The 12877-nt window shown below is 70.7% G+C and carries 14 protein-coding genes; 9 read left to right on the top strand and 5 right to left on the bottom strand.

Annotated elements, in window-relative coordinates:
* Nucleotides 1-40: 40 nt before the first annotated feature.
* Entirely contained in the window at nt 41-682 is a 642-nt protein-coding gene (locus DEIPH_RS00660) for a DUF305 domain-containing protein (RefSeq protein ID WP_034352210.1), read from the bottom strand.
* A gap of 74 nt (nt 683-756) precedes the next feature.
* Between DEIPH_RS00660 and DEIPH_RS00655 the strand changes: the two genes are divergently transcribed.
* From DEIPH_RS00655 to DEIPH_RS00640, 4 genes are all read left to right on the top strand, one after another.
* Entirely contained in the window at nt 757-1881 is a 1125-nt protein-coding gene (locus DEIPH_RS00655; protein ID WP_034352207.1) for a mechanosensitive ion channel family protein, read from the top strand.
* A 100-nt stretch (nt 1882-1981) separates the two neighbouring features.
* Nucleotides 1982-3385: a methylenetetrahydrofolate--tRNA-(uracil(54)-C(5))-methyltransferase (FADH(2)-oxidizing) TrmFO gene (gene trmFO / locus DEIPH_RS00650; protein ID WP_034352204.1), complete on the top strand. Its 1404-nt coding sequence runs from the start codon at nt 1982-1984 to the stop codon at nt 3383-3385.
* Nucleotides 3386-3492: 107 nt separating this feature from the next.
* The gene (gene murD, locus DEIPH_RS00645) at nt 3493-4821 is read left to right on the top strand and encodes a UDP-N-acetylmuramoyl-L-alanine--D-glutamate ligase (RefSeq protein WP_152544717.1); all 1329 of its coding nucleotides are present in this window, start codon (nt 3493-3495) and stop codon (nt 4819-4821) included.
* Entirely contained in the window at nt 4818-5930 is a 1113-nt protein-coding gene (locus tag DEIPH_RS00640; RefSeq protein ID WP_034352197.1) for an FtsW/RodA/SpoVE family cell cycle protein, read from the top strand. The genes murD and DEIPH_RS00640 overlap by 4 nt, the downstream gene beginning before the upstream one ends.
* 68 nt (nt 5931-5998) lie before the next feature.
* Here DEIPH_RS00640 and ychF read toward each other — a convergent pair whose 3' ends face one another.
* On the bottom strand, nt 5999-7096 hold the full coding sequence (ychF, locus tag DEIPH_RS00635; protein ID WP_034352193.1) for a redox-regulated ATPase YchF: 1098 nt from the start codon (nt 7094-7096) through the stop codon (nt 5999-6001).
* 94 nt (nt 7097-7190) lie between these two features.
* Nucleotides 7191-7973 carry an EAL domain-containing protein gene (locus tag DEIPH_RS00630; protein WP_081790700.1) on the bottom strand — a complete coding sequence of 261 codons (783 nt, stop codon included), beginning with the start codon at nt 7971-7973 and terminating at the stop codon, nt 7191-7193.
* Between the two features lie 123 nt (nt 7974-8096).
* Here DEIPH_RS00630 and DEIPH_RS00625 point away from each other — a divergent pair, with 123 nt between their 5' ends.
* Genes DEIPH_RS00625 through DEIPH_RS00615 form a run of 3 tightly spaced genes read left to right on the top strand, consistent with a single transcriptional unit; the run spans nt 8097 to nt 10356 of the window.
* Nucleotides 8097-8762, top strand: coding sequence for a YczE/YyaS/YitT family protein (locus DEIPH_RS00625; protein WP_034352187.1), 666 nt, complete (start codon nt 8097-8099; stop codon nt 8760-8762).
* A gap of 9 nt (nt 8763-8771) precedes the next feature.
* Nucleotides 8772-9218, top strand: coding sequence for a globin domain-containing protein (locus DEIPH_RS00620; protein ID WP_034352183.1), 447 nt, complete (start codon nt 8772-8774; stop codon nt 9216-9218).
* Between the two features lie 43 nt (nt 9219-9261).
* On the top strand, nt 9262-10356 hold the full coding sequence (locus DEIPH_RS00615) for a bifunctional 3-deoxy-7-phosphoheptulonate synthase/chorismate mutase (RefSeq protein WP_034352181.1): 1095 nt from the start codon (nt 9262-9264) through the stop codon (nt 10354-10356).
* 169 nt (nt 10357-10525) lie between these two features.
* On the opposite strand, the gene DEIPH_RS00610 is transcribed toward DEIPH_RS00615, so the two are convergent.
* Nucleotides 10526-10996 carry a hypothetical protein gene (locus tag DEIPH_RS00610; protein WP_034352178.1) on the bottom strand — a complete coding sequence of 157 codons (471 nt, stop codon included), beginning with the start codon at nt 10994-10996 and terminating at the stop codon, nt 10526-10528.
* 53 nt (nt 10997-11049) lie between these two features.
* Between DEIPH_RS00610 and DEIPH_RS00605 the strand changes: the two genes are divergently transcribed.
* The gene (locus tag DEIPH_RS00605; protein WP_034352174.1) at nt 11050-11397 is read left to right on the top strand and encodes a hypothetical protein; all 348 of its coding nucleotides are present in this window, start codon (nt 11050-11052) and stop codon (nt 11395-11397) included.
* A gap of 26 nt (nt 11398-11423) precedes the next feature.
* Here DEIPH_RS00605 and DEIPH_RS18535 read toward each other — a convergent pair whose 3' ends face one another.
* A complete protein-coding gene (locus DEIPH_RS18535) occupies nt 11424-12074 on the bottom strand; it encodes a winged helix-turn-helix domain-containing protein (RefSeq protein ID WP_152544716.1) in 651 nt (216 codons plus the stop codon).
* 29 nt (nt 12075-12103) lie between these two features.
* Here DEIPH_RS18535 and DEIPH_RS00595 point away from each other — a divergent pair, with 29 nt between their 5' ends.
* Nucleotides 12104-12865, top strand: coding sequence for an alpha/beta hydrolase (locus DEIPH_RS00595; protein ID WP_081790699.1), 762 nt, complete (start codon nt 12104-12106; stop codon nt 12863-12865).
* Nucleotides 12866-12877 lie beyond the last annotated feature (12 nt).

Below are 12877 nucleotides of genomic sequence, written 5' to 3'. Positions count from 1 at the left end.
GCTGAATGGCTGAGGCGGGGGCAAGGGTTCCCGTCCCGCCTCAGTGCTGGTGTTCGCCCCCCATGTCCATTCCGTCCATACTCGCGGGGTCGCTGGCGGCGGGGGCGGGCAGAGGCCTGGCCCCCCGCGCGGCGAGCATCTGCGTCATCAACCGGATCTCGCCGGCCTGGGTGGCGGCAATCTGCCGGGCCAGGGTCCGTACCTCGGGCCGGATGCCCTTTCCCAGCACTGGCTCCACCATCGCCAGCGCGCCCTGGTGGTGGCGGATCATCAGTTGCAGAAAGAGGCGTTCGGCGTCTCTGGTCGGCAGGGTGTCCAGCGCCTTCAGCTCGGCGGGGGTCGCCATGCCCATGCTGCGGGCGTGGGCGGTGGTCATGCCCGGCCCGCCCCAGGGAAGGTGCCAGAGGGTCAGCCAGCCGCGCATCTGCCCGATCTGCTCCTGCTGCGAGAGCAGGATGTCCAGGGCGACACTTCTGAGCGTGCGGTCATGGCTGTCACGGTCGCGGATGCGGGTCGCCATGTCCACCGCCTGCGCGTGGTGCTGGCTCATCTCGCGCACGAAGCGCACCTCGGGGCTGCCCTCCTGCGGCAGGGCGTTGCGGGGGCTGAAGGCCAGCACCACGGCCATCAGCGCGGCCACGAGCAGGGCAATGGCCGCGAGCAGGGTAGAGCGGCGGGACATGCCCGGAGTATAGGAAGCGCCGGGCCAGGGCAGACGAATCAGGGCAGGCAGGTGGGGCCGCTACACTGGCCGGAATGACCGGTGACGTGGACACCTCCCGCCTGCTGGGCCTGGACGCGCTGCGGGACGCCCTGCTGGAAACCTGGCAGGGCGTCCGGGACGTGGTGGCCGGCTACGGCCCGAATGTCCTGCTGGCCCTGGGACTGACGCTGCTGTACGCGCTGCTGTTCTGGGGCGTGTCGAAAGTGGCGTTCGCGTTGCTGGGCCGCCTCGTTCACGTGGACGCGCATCCCATCGCGCGGCGCGTGCTGCGGACCGTCCTGCGCCTGACCTTCGGGCTGCTGGTGCTGCTGTCGGTCACGGCGCTGTTTCCGGCGCTGGGGCAGTGGAGCGGCGCGGTGTTCCGGGTGTATCTGCTGCTGCTGCTGCTGTACGTGGGGTGGGGCGTCATCCAGCGGTTTTTGCATGTCCAGACCGAGCAGTGGGAGCTGGACGCCAGCCTGCGGCTGCTGGTCGGCAACGTCGCCCGCGTGGTGTGGGTGCTGCTGGGCGTGTACCTCGTCTCCGCGCAGTTCGGCATCAATCTGCTGCCCATCCTGGGCGGCCTGGGTGTGGTGGGGCTGGCGGTGGGCTTTGCGGCCCAGGACATCCTCGCCAACCTGATCAGCGGCGTCACGCTGCTGCTGGACCGGCCCTTCCGCATCGGGGACTGGATTCGCACCGAGGCGCACGAGGGCCAGGTCACGCGCCTGACGCTGCGGACCACCCGCATCCGCACCCGCGACAACGAGCACGTGAGCATTCCCAACAAGGAGGTTGCGGGGGCCGTCGTGGAAAACCTCAGCAAGGGCGGCACGCTGCGCCTGAACGTGCCGGTGCCCCTGGCCTACCACGACCACGTGGAGCGTGCCCGCACGCTGCTGCTGGGCGTCCTGCCCGATTTTCCCGAGGTGCTGCCCGACCCCGCCCCCGCCGTGCTGGTGCAGGAACTGGAAGAAAGCCGGGTGCGGTTGCTGCTGCGCTTCTGGATCGGTGCCGACCATGTCGCCGGCTCCCCGGTCATCCGGATGCGGGTGCTGGAGGCCGCCAAGGAGGCCATGCAGGCGGCGGGCCTGGACGTGCCCTTCCCTCGCATGCGGGTGCAGCTCGGCGGGGTACCGTTGGAGAGGACGCCGCCGGGCCGGGGCGAGGAGCGGTAGTTGGAGGGCGGGAAGGGGACAGTGGCCCGTGGGAAAAGAGGCAGCGCACTGACCCCTCACCACAAACCACGGACCCGCCTTCCCCTACACTGCCTCTTTGATGAGCAGTCAAGACGCGGCAATCACGGTCATCGGCGCGGGCCTTGCGGGGTCGGAGGCGGCGCTGGCGGCGGCCAGACTCGGCGTGCGGGTGCGCCTCTATGAAATGCGTCCGGTCAGGATGACCCCCGCGCACCGAACCGGCGACTTTGCCGAGCTGGTGTGTTCCACCTCGCTGGGTGGCGAGGGCGAGATGCAGGCCAAGGGCCTCTTGCAAGCCGAACTCCGCAGCGTGGGCGGCGCGGTTGTGGGGGCCGCCGACGGCAGCCGCGTCCCGGCGGGCAACGCGCTGGCCGTGGACCGCGACGAGTTCAGCGCCCGCGTCACCCGGGCGGTCCGCGAGCACCCGCTGATCGAGGTCGTGGCGGGCGAGGTGGAGGCCGTGCCGGAGGGCCTCACCGTGATCGCCACCGGTCCGCTGACCTCCGACGCGCTGGCGCAGGACGTGGCGCGGCTGACCGGCAGCGAGCGCCTCAGCTTCTACGACGCCGCCGCACCGGTCCTGGCCGCCGAGAGCATCAATCTGGACGTGGCGTGGCGGGCCGGGCGTTATGACCAGAGTGCGGACTACATCAACTGCCCCTTCACGAAGGAAGAGTATCTGCGCTTTGTGGGGGCGCTGGAGCAGGCCCGTTCTCATACGCCCCACGACTGGGAAAAGCTGGAGTTCTTCGAGGGCTGCATGCCCATCGAGGAGATCGCCCGCCGGGGTGTGGACACCCCCCGCTTCGGCCCGATGTCCCCCAAGGGCCTGGACGACCCCCGCACCGGGCGCTGGCCCTACGCGGTCGCGCAGCTTCGCCAGGAGGACCGCGAGGGGCGGATGTGGTCGCTGGTCGGCTTCCAGACCGGCCTGAAGTGGGGCGACCAGAAGGCGGTTGTGAACCTGATCCCGGGACTGGAACAGGCCGAGATCGTCCGCTACGGCGTGATGCACCGCAACACGTACCTGAACGCCCCCGAGGTGCTGGACTCGACCCTGCAACTGCGCGCCGACCCGCAAAAGTTCGTCGCGGGCGTGCTGGCGGGCACCGAGGGGTATCTGGAATCGGCGGCTACCGGCTGGCTCGCCGGAACGAATGCCGCGCGGCTGGCGCTGGGCCTCCTGCCCCTCACGCCCCCCGCCGAGTCCATGCTGGGCGGGCTGGTGCGCTACCTCGCCTCCGCGAACCCCAGGGGTTTCCAGCCCATGAACGTGAACTGGGCGCTGGTGCCCGAACTGCCCGCCGAGCTGAACCCGAAGACCGGCAAGCCCCGCAAGCTGGGCAAGCGCGAGAAACGCCCGGTGATGTTCCGGCGCGGCCTGGAGGCTTTCATGGTCTGGGCCGGCCAGGACGCGGGGCTGGCCGTGACACCGCCCGCCGTGCCTGAGCCTGAAGCGGACGCCCTCCCCGTCCTGCGCTGAGTGCGGGTGGGGGTCCGGTCAGTTCCTGTGCTGATCTGAAGAATGGCCTCACTTTTCTCACGTCATGCCGCCCCAGGCCTCCCCCCTTTTTCCCCTATGGTGAGGAGGTGACAAAGCGTGGGGGGCGGACAGGTGTGGCAAACGGGGTGTTGATCTACGGCGCGGGGCGCAGTGGGCGCGGTGTGGCCCGCTTTCTGGCGCGGGAGGGTGTGGAGGCCGAGTGGCACGACGCGCGCCCGTCGGCAGAAGACGAGGCGCTGATGCAGGAGCTGGGGCTGGTGCGGGGCGACCCGGGCGGGACCTACCGGACGGTGGTGGCCGCGCCGGGTGTGCCCATCGACCACCCCGACCTGCTGGCCCTGGGGGCGCGGGGGGCGGAAATCATCGGGGAGGTCGCGCTGGCGGCCCGCCTGCGCCCGGAGCTGCCGCTGGTCGGCGTGACGGGCACGGCGGGCAAGGGCGGCACGACGGTCCTGATCGCCCACCTGCTGCGCGCGGCGGGCCTGAACGCCCGCGAGGGCGGCAACATCGACCCGCCCCTGCTGGACGTGGTGGACGGGGCCGAGGTGGCGGTCGTGGAACTGTCCAGCTTTCAGCTGGAGCGGGTGCCGGGGCTGCGGCTGCCCGTCGCGGTGGTCACCAATCTGGGCGTGGACCACCTGGACCGCCACCGCACGGTGGAGGCGTACCACGCCGCCAAGCTGAACATCACGGCGGGGCAGGCGGCGGGGGACGTGCTGGTCGTCCCGGCGGGGCTGGCCGTGCCCACGCGCGCGCAGGTGCGCCCCTTCCAGCCTGACCGCATCGCCCTGGCGGACGGGCGCGAGGTGCTGCCCGCCGAAAGGCTCCCGGAAGGGCTGCACCCCGCCAACGCCGCCGCCGCCGTTCTCGCCGCCGAGGCGTTGCTGACGCACCTGGGCCGCCCGGTGGAGATGGAGGTGCTGGCCCAGGGCCTGTGGACCGCCCGCCCGGTCGCCGGACGCTTCGAGACGGTCGCCCGCGTGGGCCAGGTCCGCTTTATCGAGGACAGCATCGCCACCCGGACGCTGGCGGTCGAGGCGGCCCTGACGCGCGCCCCGGCCCCGGTCGCCTGGCTGGTCGGCGGACGGGACAAGGGCGCGGACCTCGCCCCGCTGCGGGAAGCGGCGCGGGACCGGGTGAAGCGCGTGATCGCCTTCGGGGAGGACGGCGAGGCGCTGGCCCGTGCCCTGGGCCTGCCCTTCGAGGTGGTGACGGGCGCGGATGGGGACGCCGTGATGAGGGCCGCCGTCCGCGCGGGGTTGGAGGCGCTGGGCGGCCCGCAGGCCGGCGGGACGGTCCTGCTCGCGCCCATCGGCACCAGCTTCGACCTGTTCACGGACTACAAGGCGCGCGGCGCGAGCTTTGCCCGGGCCGCGCGCGCCCTGGCCGCAGAAGCGGCAGAGGTGCGGGCATGAGTGTTCAGCTGGTGATCGCACAGGTGCTGTTGCTCACGCTGGGGCTGCTGGGAGTGGCGACGGCCCGACCCGACCTGATTCTGGACCACGGCAGCAAGGCGCTGCTGGCCCTGGTCTTCACCTTCGCGGCGGCCCGCCTGCGCCCCCGGGCCTTCCTGAAAGTCGCCCCCTACTTCTGGGGCGTGACGCTGCTGCTGTTGCTGCTGACCCTCTTTATCGGGCACGGCACCGAGACGAGCGAGGGCACCAAGCGCTGGCTGGAATTCGGCCCGGTCCGCTTTCAGCCGTCCGAACTCGCCAAGCTGGGGCTGGTGCTGCAACTGGCGTCCTTCTTCTCGCGCCGGGGCGTGCAGCACAAGCTGATCAGCGCCACTTTGATGATCATCTTCACGACCGCGCTGGTCATTCTGGAACCCGACCTGGGGTCCAGCGTCCTGATTTTCGGGCTGGGGATCATCCTGATGTACGCCGCCGGGGTCCGCATCACCAACATCACCGGGTTCGTGTTCGCGCTGGGGCTGATCGGCATTCCCTTCCTGGGCCGCTACCTGGAACGCCACAGCTACATCCTCGAACGCTTTTTCGGGCACGTGCAGCGCGGCGAGACGATGGAGGTCGGCCTCGACCAGATCGGCATGGCGCACCGCGACCTGAACTTCGGCGGGCTGTGGGGCCTTGGTCCGGACGGCCCCCGCTGGACCTATTTCGCGGCGCACACCGACATGGTGGTCGCCTCGGTGGGCTTCTCGACCGGGCTGCTGGGCGTCGCCATGCTGCTGTTCGCCTACTGGCTGATCGTGTCCACCGCCCTGCAAGTCTCGCAACTGGCCACCCGCGTCCGCCCGATGACGCCCGAGATCCACGGCGCGACCATCATGGCGACCGGCGCGATGTTCATGGTGGTGGGTCAGGCCTTCGTGAATCTGGCCGTCGCGGCGGGCATCTTTCCGGTGACCGGCGTGCCGCTCCCGCTGGTGAGCTACGGCTTTTCCTCGATGCTTACCATGAGCCTGGCCCTGGGCGTGATCCACAGCGCCATGCGCGAGGTGCGCCGCCACCTCCCGGCCCTCGAAGCGTCGCCGGACATGGTGCCGGTCGCGGCAGACTGACGCAGAAGGGGGAAAGCGGAAGGCAGATGGCTCCGGGAAGTTCCGGCCATCTGCCTTCTGCTTTCCCCTTACATGTTGTGCAGCACGTTCATGATGTCCCCGTCCTTCATCACGTACTCCTTGCCCTCGGTGCGCACCCAGCCCTTGCTCTTGGCGCTGGCCCAGCCGCCCGCCTCGACCATCTTGTCCCACTCGATCACCTCGGCGCGGATGAAGCCGCGCTCCAGGTCAGAGTGGATTTCTCCGGCGGCCTCGGGGGCCTTTTCGCCGCGGTGGATCGTCCAGGCGCGCACTTCCTTCTCGCCCGACGTGATGAAGGTGATCAGGCCCAGCGTCTCGTAGCCGACCTTCACGAGCTGGTCGAGGCCGCTTTCCTGCACGCCCAGGTCGGCCAGGAACTCGCGCGCCTCCTCCTCGGGCATCTCGGCCAGCTCGCCCTCGATCTGCGCGCTGATCTTTACGACCTGCGCGCCCTCGCGGGCAGCGTATTCACGCACCTGCTGCACGTAGCTGTTGTCTTCGGTCAGGTCGTTCTCGCCCACGTTCGCCACGTAGATCACGGGTTTGGTGGTGATCAGGCCGAAGTCCCTGGGCACGGGCGCGTCGTAGGTCCCGGCGCGGGCGGGCTTGCCCTCGCCCAGCACGGCCAGGATCTGCTCGGCCAGCGCCGCCTGTTCGCGGGCTTCCTTGTCGTTGCCCTTGGCCTTTTTCTGGAGGTTCGCCAGCCGCTTTTCCAGGCCCGCCAGGTCGGCCAGGATCAGCTCGGTGTTGATCGTCTCGATGTCGTCGACCGGGTCCACCCGCCCCGCCACGTGAATCACGTTGCCGTCCTCGAAGCAGCGGACCACGTGCGCGATGGCGTCCACCTCGCGAATGTTCGCCAGAAACTGATTGCCCAGGCCCTCGCCCTGGCTGGCGCCCTTGACCAGCCCCGCGATATCCACGAACTCCACGAAGGTCGGGATGATCGGCGGCACCCGCTCGCCCTTGGTAAACACCCGGCTCAGCGCGCTGAGGCGCTCGTCGGGCACGGTCACGCGGCCCACGTTCGGCTCGATGGTGGCAAAGGGATAGTTGGCGGCCAGCGCCCCCGCGCGCGTGATGGCGTTGAACAGTGTGCTTTTTCCGACGTTCGGCAGACCGACGATTCCAATTGAAAGTCCCATAACAACCTCTCTTTCCGCAGGCCCTCGCGGGCGCGGCAACCCTGTCAGTGTAGAGGATGTGACCCCGGCAGCGCCGTGCCCGGGTCCCGGGAGGTCAGCGGCCCAGCTGGTCGAACACCTCGCCGGGCACTTCCGGCAGGCACTCGAAGCCTGGCCGGGCAAAGAAATACCCCTGCATGTGCGTGATGCCCAGGGCCAGCAGGCAGCGGGCTTCCTCCACGGTTTCGATGCCCTCGGCGATCATCAGCAGGCCGGTTTCCCGCCCGAAGTGGGTCAGGTGCCGGATCAGGGCCTCGCGCCAGGCGTCCTGATGCACGCCCCGGACGATGCCCATATCCACCTTCAGCACGTCCGGACGCAGCGCCAGCAGCAGCCCGGCGGCGGCGTGGCCCGAGCCGTAGTCGTCGAGGGCCGTCGTTAAACCGTACGCCCGGTAGGTGTCGATGATGCGGCGCAGGTGGGCCTGATCGCCCACCTGCTCGTGTTCGGTGATCTCGAACATCAGCCGCTCCAGGGGAAAGCCGACCTCTTGCGCGGTGCGGAGCGTGGACCGCAGGCAGTTGGCCGGTTCGTACACGGCGTTCGGCAGCATGTTGATGGACAGCCGGGTCGGAAGGCCCTGGCGATGCAGCCCCAGCCGCGCCGCCGACCGCAGGGCCGTGACGCGGCAGGCCTGGTCGAAGTGATAGATGTCCCCGTCCCGCAACTGCTCGAAGACCCACCCGGCGGGCTGGCCCTCCGGCCCGCGCACCAGCGCCTCGTAGGCATAGATTTCACGCGCCTGGACATCGACGATCGGCTGAAAGGCCATGGCGAGCGCCAGCGGGCGTTCCGGCGGAGTCCGGCAGGTCTGGCAGGCTCCTGGGATGGTGGACATACCGCCACAGTATGCCAGCGCCTCTTACAGCCCAGACACAGCCAGCCCAGACACAGCCGGCCCCGACCTGTGCCGACGCGCCCCGCCGGGGGAGGGCGGACGTGGGGGTGCTACCCTCGCCCCGTGTCCCGCTCCGCGCCCCTGGCCGCCCTGACCCGCCTCCCGCTGGCGGGGCGGTACGGGCTGCTGGTGTCCGGCCTCTTTCTGTACGGCCTGAGCCTGCGCCTGATGCTCGACGCGCGGGTGGGCCTGGCCCCCTGGGAAGCCTTTCACCTGGGCGTGACCCGGCAGCTGCCCCTCAGCATCGGCCTGGTCAGCATCCTGACGGGCGTGCTGGTCGCGGCCTTCACGGCGCTGCGGCTGCGCGAGCGCATCGGGCCGGGCACCGTCATCAACGTGCTGCTGATCGGCCTGTTTCTGGACCTGCTGGGGCCGCTGGTCCCCGATCCCGCCTCGCTGCCTGCCCGCTGGGTGCAGTTCGTGCTGGGGGTGGCGCTGCTGGGCCTGGCGACCGGCACCTATGTCGCCGCAGGGCTGGGGGCGGGACCGCGCGACGGGCTGGTGCTGGGCCTCAGCCGGGTCACCGGCTGGCCGGTGGCGCGGGTCCGCACCGGCACCGAACTGCTCGTGCTGGGGCTGGGGTGGTTGCTGGGCGGGCTGGTGGGGTGGGGCACGCTGGTCTTTGCGCTGGGCAGCGGCCCGGCGATGAGCGTGGGGCTGGGCCTGTACGGGCTGGGCCGGGGGGGCAACCGGGAGACGGCTCCAGTCCCGGTTCAGCCCGCGCGCTAGCCTGCGCCCATGACGGCCCCCATCCCACTCCGCGAGGGCGGCAGCCTGTATGACCGCATCGGCCCGGAAGCGCTCGCGGCCCTGGTCACGCGCTTCTATACCCGCGTCGCCGCCGACTCCGACCTCGCGCCCATCTTTCCCACCGACCTCACCCTGACCGCCGAGAAGCAGCTCGCCTTCCTGACCGGGTTTCTGGGGGGACCGCCGCTGTACCACCAGCGTTTCGGGCACCCGCGCCTGCGTGCCCGGCACCTGCCGCACCCCATCACGCCCACGCGGGGCCGCGCCTGGCTGGCCTGCATGAATGCGGCGCTGCGCGAGACGCCCGAAATCGCGGAGGCCGACGCCCGCGAACTGTACGCGGCACTGGCCCGGGTCGCGGCGCACATGGTGAACACGCTGGAGGACCCTTCCCCGGAGGCCGCCGAACCTGGACAGCTTTTTTCAATTGACTAGCAGTGTGGGGGCGGGGGGTGAACCTCTTTCCTACACTGGCGCAATGACTTCACCCCAACGCAGCATTGATGACCTCCGCTCGGAAGTCGATGCCATTAACCGCGACCTGCTCACCCTGCTCTCGAAACGCGGCGAAGTGGTCGCGCAGATCGGGCGCGCCAAGTCGATGGAAGGCCGTCCCCAGCACTACGACCCCGCCCGTGAGGAACAGCAGTTCCGCGAACTGGAGCGCCTGAACCCCGGCCCCTTCACGAACGCCGCCGTCAAGGCCATCTTCAAGGAGATCTTCAAGGCCAGCCTGGACCTCGAGGAGAGCAACGACAAAAAGCAGCTCCTGGTGTCGCGCAAGGTCAAGCCCGACGACACCATGCTGGACATTGACGGGGTGCAGATCGGCGGGGGTGCGCCGCCCGTGATCATCGCCGGGCCTTGCTCCATCGAGTCCGGCGAGCAGATGGAGGAAACCGCGCGCTACCTGTCCGGAAAGGGCGTGCGGATTCTGCGCGGCGGTGCCTACAAGCCCCGCACCAGCCCCTACGGCTTCCAGGGCATGGGCGTGGACGGCCTGATTATCGGCGGGCGGGCGGCGCGCGAGAACGGCATGCTCTTCGTGACCGAGGTGATGGACACCCGCGACGTGGAGGTCGTGGCCGAGCACGCCGACATCCTGCAGGTGGGCGCACGCAACATGCATAACTTCGCCCTGCTGCGCGAGGTGGGTCGCGCGCGCCGCCCGGTGCTGCTCAAGCGCGGCCTCAGCGCCACCATCGAGGAATGGCTCTACGCCGCCGAATACATCCTCTCGGAAGGCAACCCGGAAGTGATTCTGTGTGAGCGCGGCATCCGCACCTTCGAGAAGTGGACGCGCAACACGCTCGACCTCTCGGCGGTGGCCCTCGCCAAGCAGGAAACGCACCTGCCCGTCATCGTGGACGTGACGCACGCCGCCGGACGCCGGGACCTGCTGATTCCGCTCGCCAAGGCCGCGCTCGCCGTCGGCGCGGACGGCATTCACGTCGAGGTCCACCCTAGCCCCGCCACGGCGCTCAGCGACAACGAACAGCAACTCGACTTCGCCGGGTACGACCGCTTTGCCGAGGCGCTCGCCCCGCTGCTGAAGGTGCCCGCGCGGGTCTGAGACGAACTCCGATTGACGCGTTGACATTGAAGTGTTGACGGGGTGATTCAATCCAGGTGGACGCGAGAAGGAATCGGACGGAAGCCGTCTGACCTCGCGGCTCCACCGAGAGCAGCAGTCAACATCCCAGCCCGGGCCGATCACGAGACGGCCCGGGCTGGCCCGCTGTTTACCGCCCCCCGAAGGCGGGCAGCAGCGCCGGTTCCTGCTGGGTGGCGTAGCCGCGCGTCAGCAGGCGCAGCCCTTCGGGCGTGGGCAGAATCAGCACCTCGGCCAGACGGCCTCCGGTAGGCCGCAGCCCCTCGCCCGCCGGGGTCTGCACGGTCCGGGCGTCCTCCCCCGCGAGGCTGCGGGCGCTGAACTGGGGGGCTTGCACCCGCATGTCCCAGGCGAGCGTGCGGGCGTCGCCGTCATAGCGCACCGTGACGGCCCCGGCGGGGAGGGGCGGGCGGCTCTGCCACACCACCCGGCGCAGGCCGCCCCCGGTCCGCTCCCGCACGTCGGCCCGGGCGTCGTAGCTGCCGCTGGCCGTGAACAGCACGCGGGCCGTCAGGTCGGGTTCCGCGCGGGGGCCGCAGCCGGTCAGCCCCGGACCCAGCAGCGCGGCGAGCATCAGGACGGCGGCGGGCAGGCGGTTCATGGCCTGCACGATACGCCCGGAGTCGGCGCGAAATGGGGGGGCGGTGTGCGAGCATGGCGGGCGTGGTTCCCCTGGCCGCCCACCTTGCCCTGCTCGTGACCGCCGCGCTGCTGGCCCTGCTGCTGCTGCTGGGCCTGAGGTTGCAGGTGGGCGGGCGGCGCGGTGCCCCGGGGGCACGGCTGGCCCGCTGGCCGCACCATGCTCTGTTTTTCGCGGTGTGCGTGGGGGTGCTGCTCTCGGCGGGCCTCAGCGCGTGGGCGGGCGCGCGGGGCTGGGCGCTGCTGCCCGCGCTGGCCCTGCTGCTGCTGATGCCGCGCACCCGGCCCGGACGGGCGGACCACTGGCGGCTGGCGCTGGTATGTGCGGCGGCGTTCGGGCTGGGCCTGTGGGGGGCCTGGTAGGTCGGGGCCGGGGGAAGCGGCCTCTTTCAGCGCAGCGGTGCTACGGCCACGAAGGCCAAGTGGGGGTCGCCCGCCGGGTCGTCGTAGCGGTCCAGCAGCGCGCCCAGCTCGCGCATGAACTCGCGGGCGCGGCCCTGGGTCAGCCGCAGCGTCCGGCCGTCCCGCAGCCAGGGCCGCTCCATCGCCAGGGGAGCGGCCGCCGCCGCGCCGTCCAGACTCAGGTCGTGGGCGATCCGCCCGGACGGCAGCCGCGTGACCAGATAGCCCAGGCGCGGCGACTGCGCGCCGCAGAGGCGCGCCAGCGAACGCGCAATCAGGCGATTGGGTTCCTCCACCGCCCTCATCAGCAGGTCTTCGAGGGTCAGGGCGTCCGTCACGTGAAAGGGGACGAAGAAGTCCTCGCCCGTCACCCGGTAGTGTTTGATGGCCCGCCCCGCCCGCCGCTCCTCGCCGCTGACGTGCAGCAGGCCCAGGGCCACCAGCCTCTGCACCTGGCGCAGCAGGGTATTCGGTTTCAGACCCAGCGCCCGCGCCGCCTGCGTCACGGTGGCCCCTGAGCCGAAAAAGGGCTTCAGCACCCGGCGCGCGTCGGGGTCGAGCAGCAGCTGGGCCGCCGCCGCGCTCCTGACGACCACCGGTTCGTGCGCCTGGGCGCTGCATGATGGGCCGCTGTCCATGTCACCCAGCTTAGGCTTACCGTCGGGGTATGCGACATCTTGCGCTGGTGCTGGTGGCGGCCCTGGGAGCGGGCGACGTGGGCGAGGCCGCGCAGGCCCAACCGAGACAGGCCCAGCCCGGACTGGTCACGTTCCGGGCCGCCGACGGCCTGCCCGTCGCGGCGCAGTACCGGCCCGGCCCAGCGGGTGCGCCCCTGATCCTGCTGTTTCACCAGGCCGACAGCAACAAGAGCGAGTACCGTGAGGTCACGCCGCGGCTGAACCGGGCGGGGTTCGGCACGCTCGCGGTCGATGCCCGCAGCGGCCACGCCACCCAGGCCGGAGACGAACGGAACCTGACTGCCGAGGCCTACGAGAAAAAGACCGGGACCACGGCGGGGTTCGAGCAGGCGTATCCCGACCTGGAGGCGGCCCTGAAGTGGGCCAAAGCCGCGGCGCCGGGCCGCAGGGTGCTGGTGCTGGGCAGCAGCTACAGCGCCAATCTGGTGTTCCGGCTGGCCGCCGAGCATCCGCAGGACGTGCGGGCCGTGATGGCGTTCTCGCCCACCCCTGAGGACAGCGTGCTGAAGGCCGCGCCCCGCGTGAAGGTGCCCGTCTTCGTGACCTCCGCCGGCTCGGCCACTGAGATCGAGGCGGCCCGCGCCGTCCTGCGGGCGGTGGCGAGTCCGCAAAAAACGCAGTTCGTGCCGCGCGCGGGACCGCATGGCGCCTCGGCCCTGACCTCGCTGGGCAATGCCGCCCCGGAGCCGTACTGGCAGGCGCTGCTGGCCTTTCTGTCCTCCCTGCGCTAACCCCCGGCCTGC

Origin of the sequence: Deinococcus phoenicis, assembly GCF_000599865.1 — a bacterium.
Classification (GTDB): Bacteria; Deinococcota; Deinococci; order Deinococcales; family Deinococcaceae; genus Deinococcus; species Deinococcus phoenicis.
The sequence above is the reverse complement of the archived record's forward strand: the minus strand, read 5'-3'. Positions and strand labels throughout refer to the sequence as shown.

Bases quoted from the DNA above. Each gene is read 5' to 3' on its own strand.
- DEIPH_RS00660 (WP_034352210.1), bottom strand. From the start codon at position 682: ATGTCCCGCCGCTCTACCCTGCTCGCGGCCATTGCCCTGCTCGTGGCC.
- DEIPH_RS00655 (WP_034352207.1), top strand. From the start codon at position 757: ATGACCGGTGACGTGGACACCTCCCGCCTGCTGGGCCTGGACGCGCTG.
- trmFO (WP_034352204.1), top strand. From the start codon at position 1,982: ATGAGCAGTCAAGACGCGGCAATCACGGTCATCGGCGCGGGCCTTGCG.
- DEIPH_RS00640 (WP_034352197.1), top strand. From the start codon at position 4,818: ATGAGTGTTCAGCTGGTGATCGCACAGGTGCTGTTGCTCACGCTGGGG.
- ychF (WP_034352193.1), bottom strand. From the start codon at position 7,096: ATGGGACTTTCAATTGGAATCGTCGGTCTGCCGAACGTCGGAAAAAGC.
- DEIPH_RS00630 (WP_081790700.1), bottom strand. From the start codon at position 7,973: ATGTCCACCATCCCAGGAGCCTGCCAGACCTGCCGGACTCCGCCGGAA.
- DEIPH_RS00620 (WP_034352183.1), top strand. From the start codon at position 8,772: ATGACGGCCCCCATCCCACTCCGCGAGGGCGGCAGCCTGTATGACCGC.
- DEIPH_RS00615 (WP_034352181.1), top strand. From the start codon at position 9,262: ATGACTTCACCCCAACGCAGCATTGATGACCTCCGCTCGGAAGTCGAT.
- DEIPH_RS00610 (WP_034352178.1), bottom strand. From the start codon at position 10,996: ATGAACCGCCTGCCCGCCGCCGTCCTGATGCTCGCCGCGCTGCTGGGT.
- DEIPH_RS00605 (WP_034352174.1), top strand. From the start codon at position 11,050: ATGGCGGGCGTGGTTCCCCTGGCCGCCCACCTTGCCCTGCTCGTGACC.
- DEIPH_RS18535 (WP_152544716.1), bottom strand. From the start codon at position 12,074: ATGGACAGCGGCCCATCATGCAGCGCCCAGGCGCACGAACCGGTGGTC.
- DEIPH_RS00595 (WP_081790699.1), top strand. From the start codon at position 12,104: ATGCGACATCTTGCGCTGGTGCTGGTGGCGGCCCTGGGAGCGGGCGAC.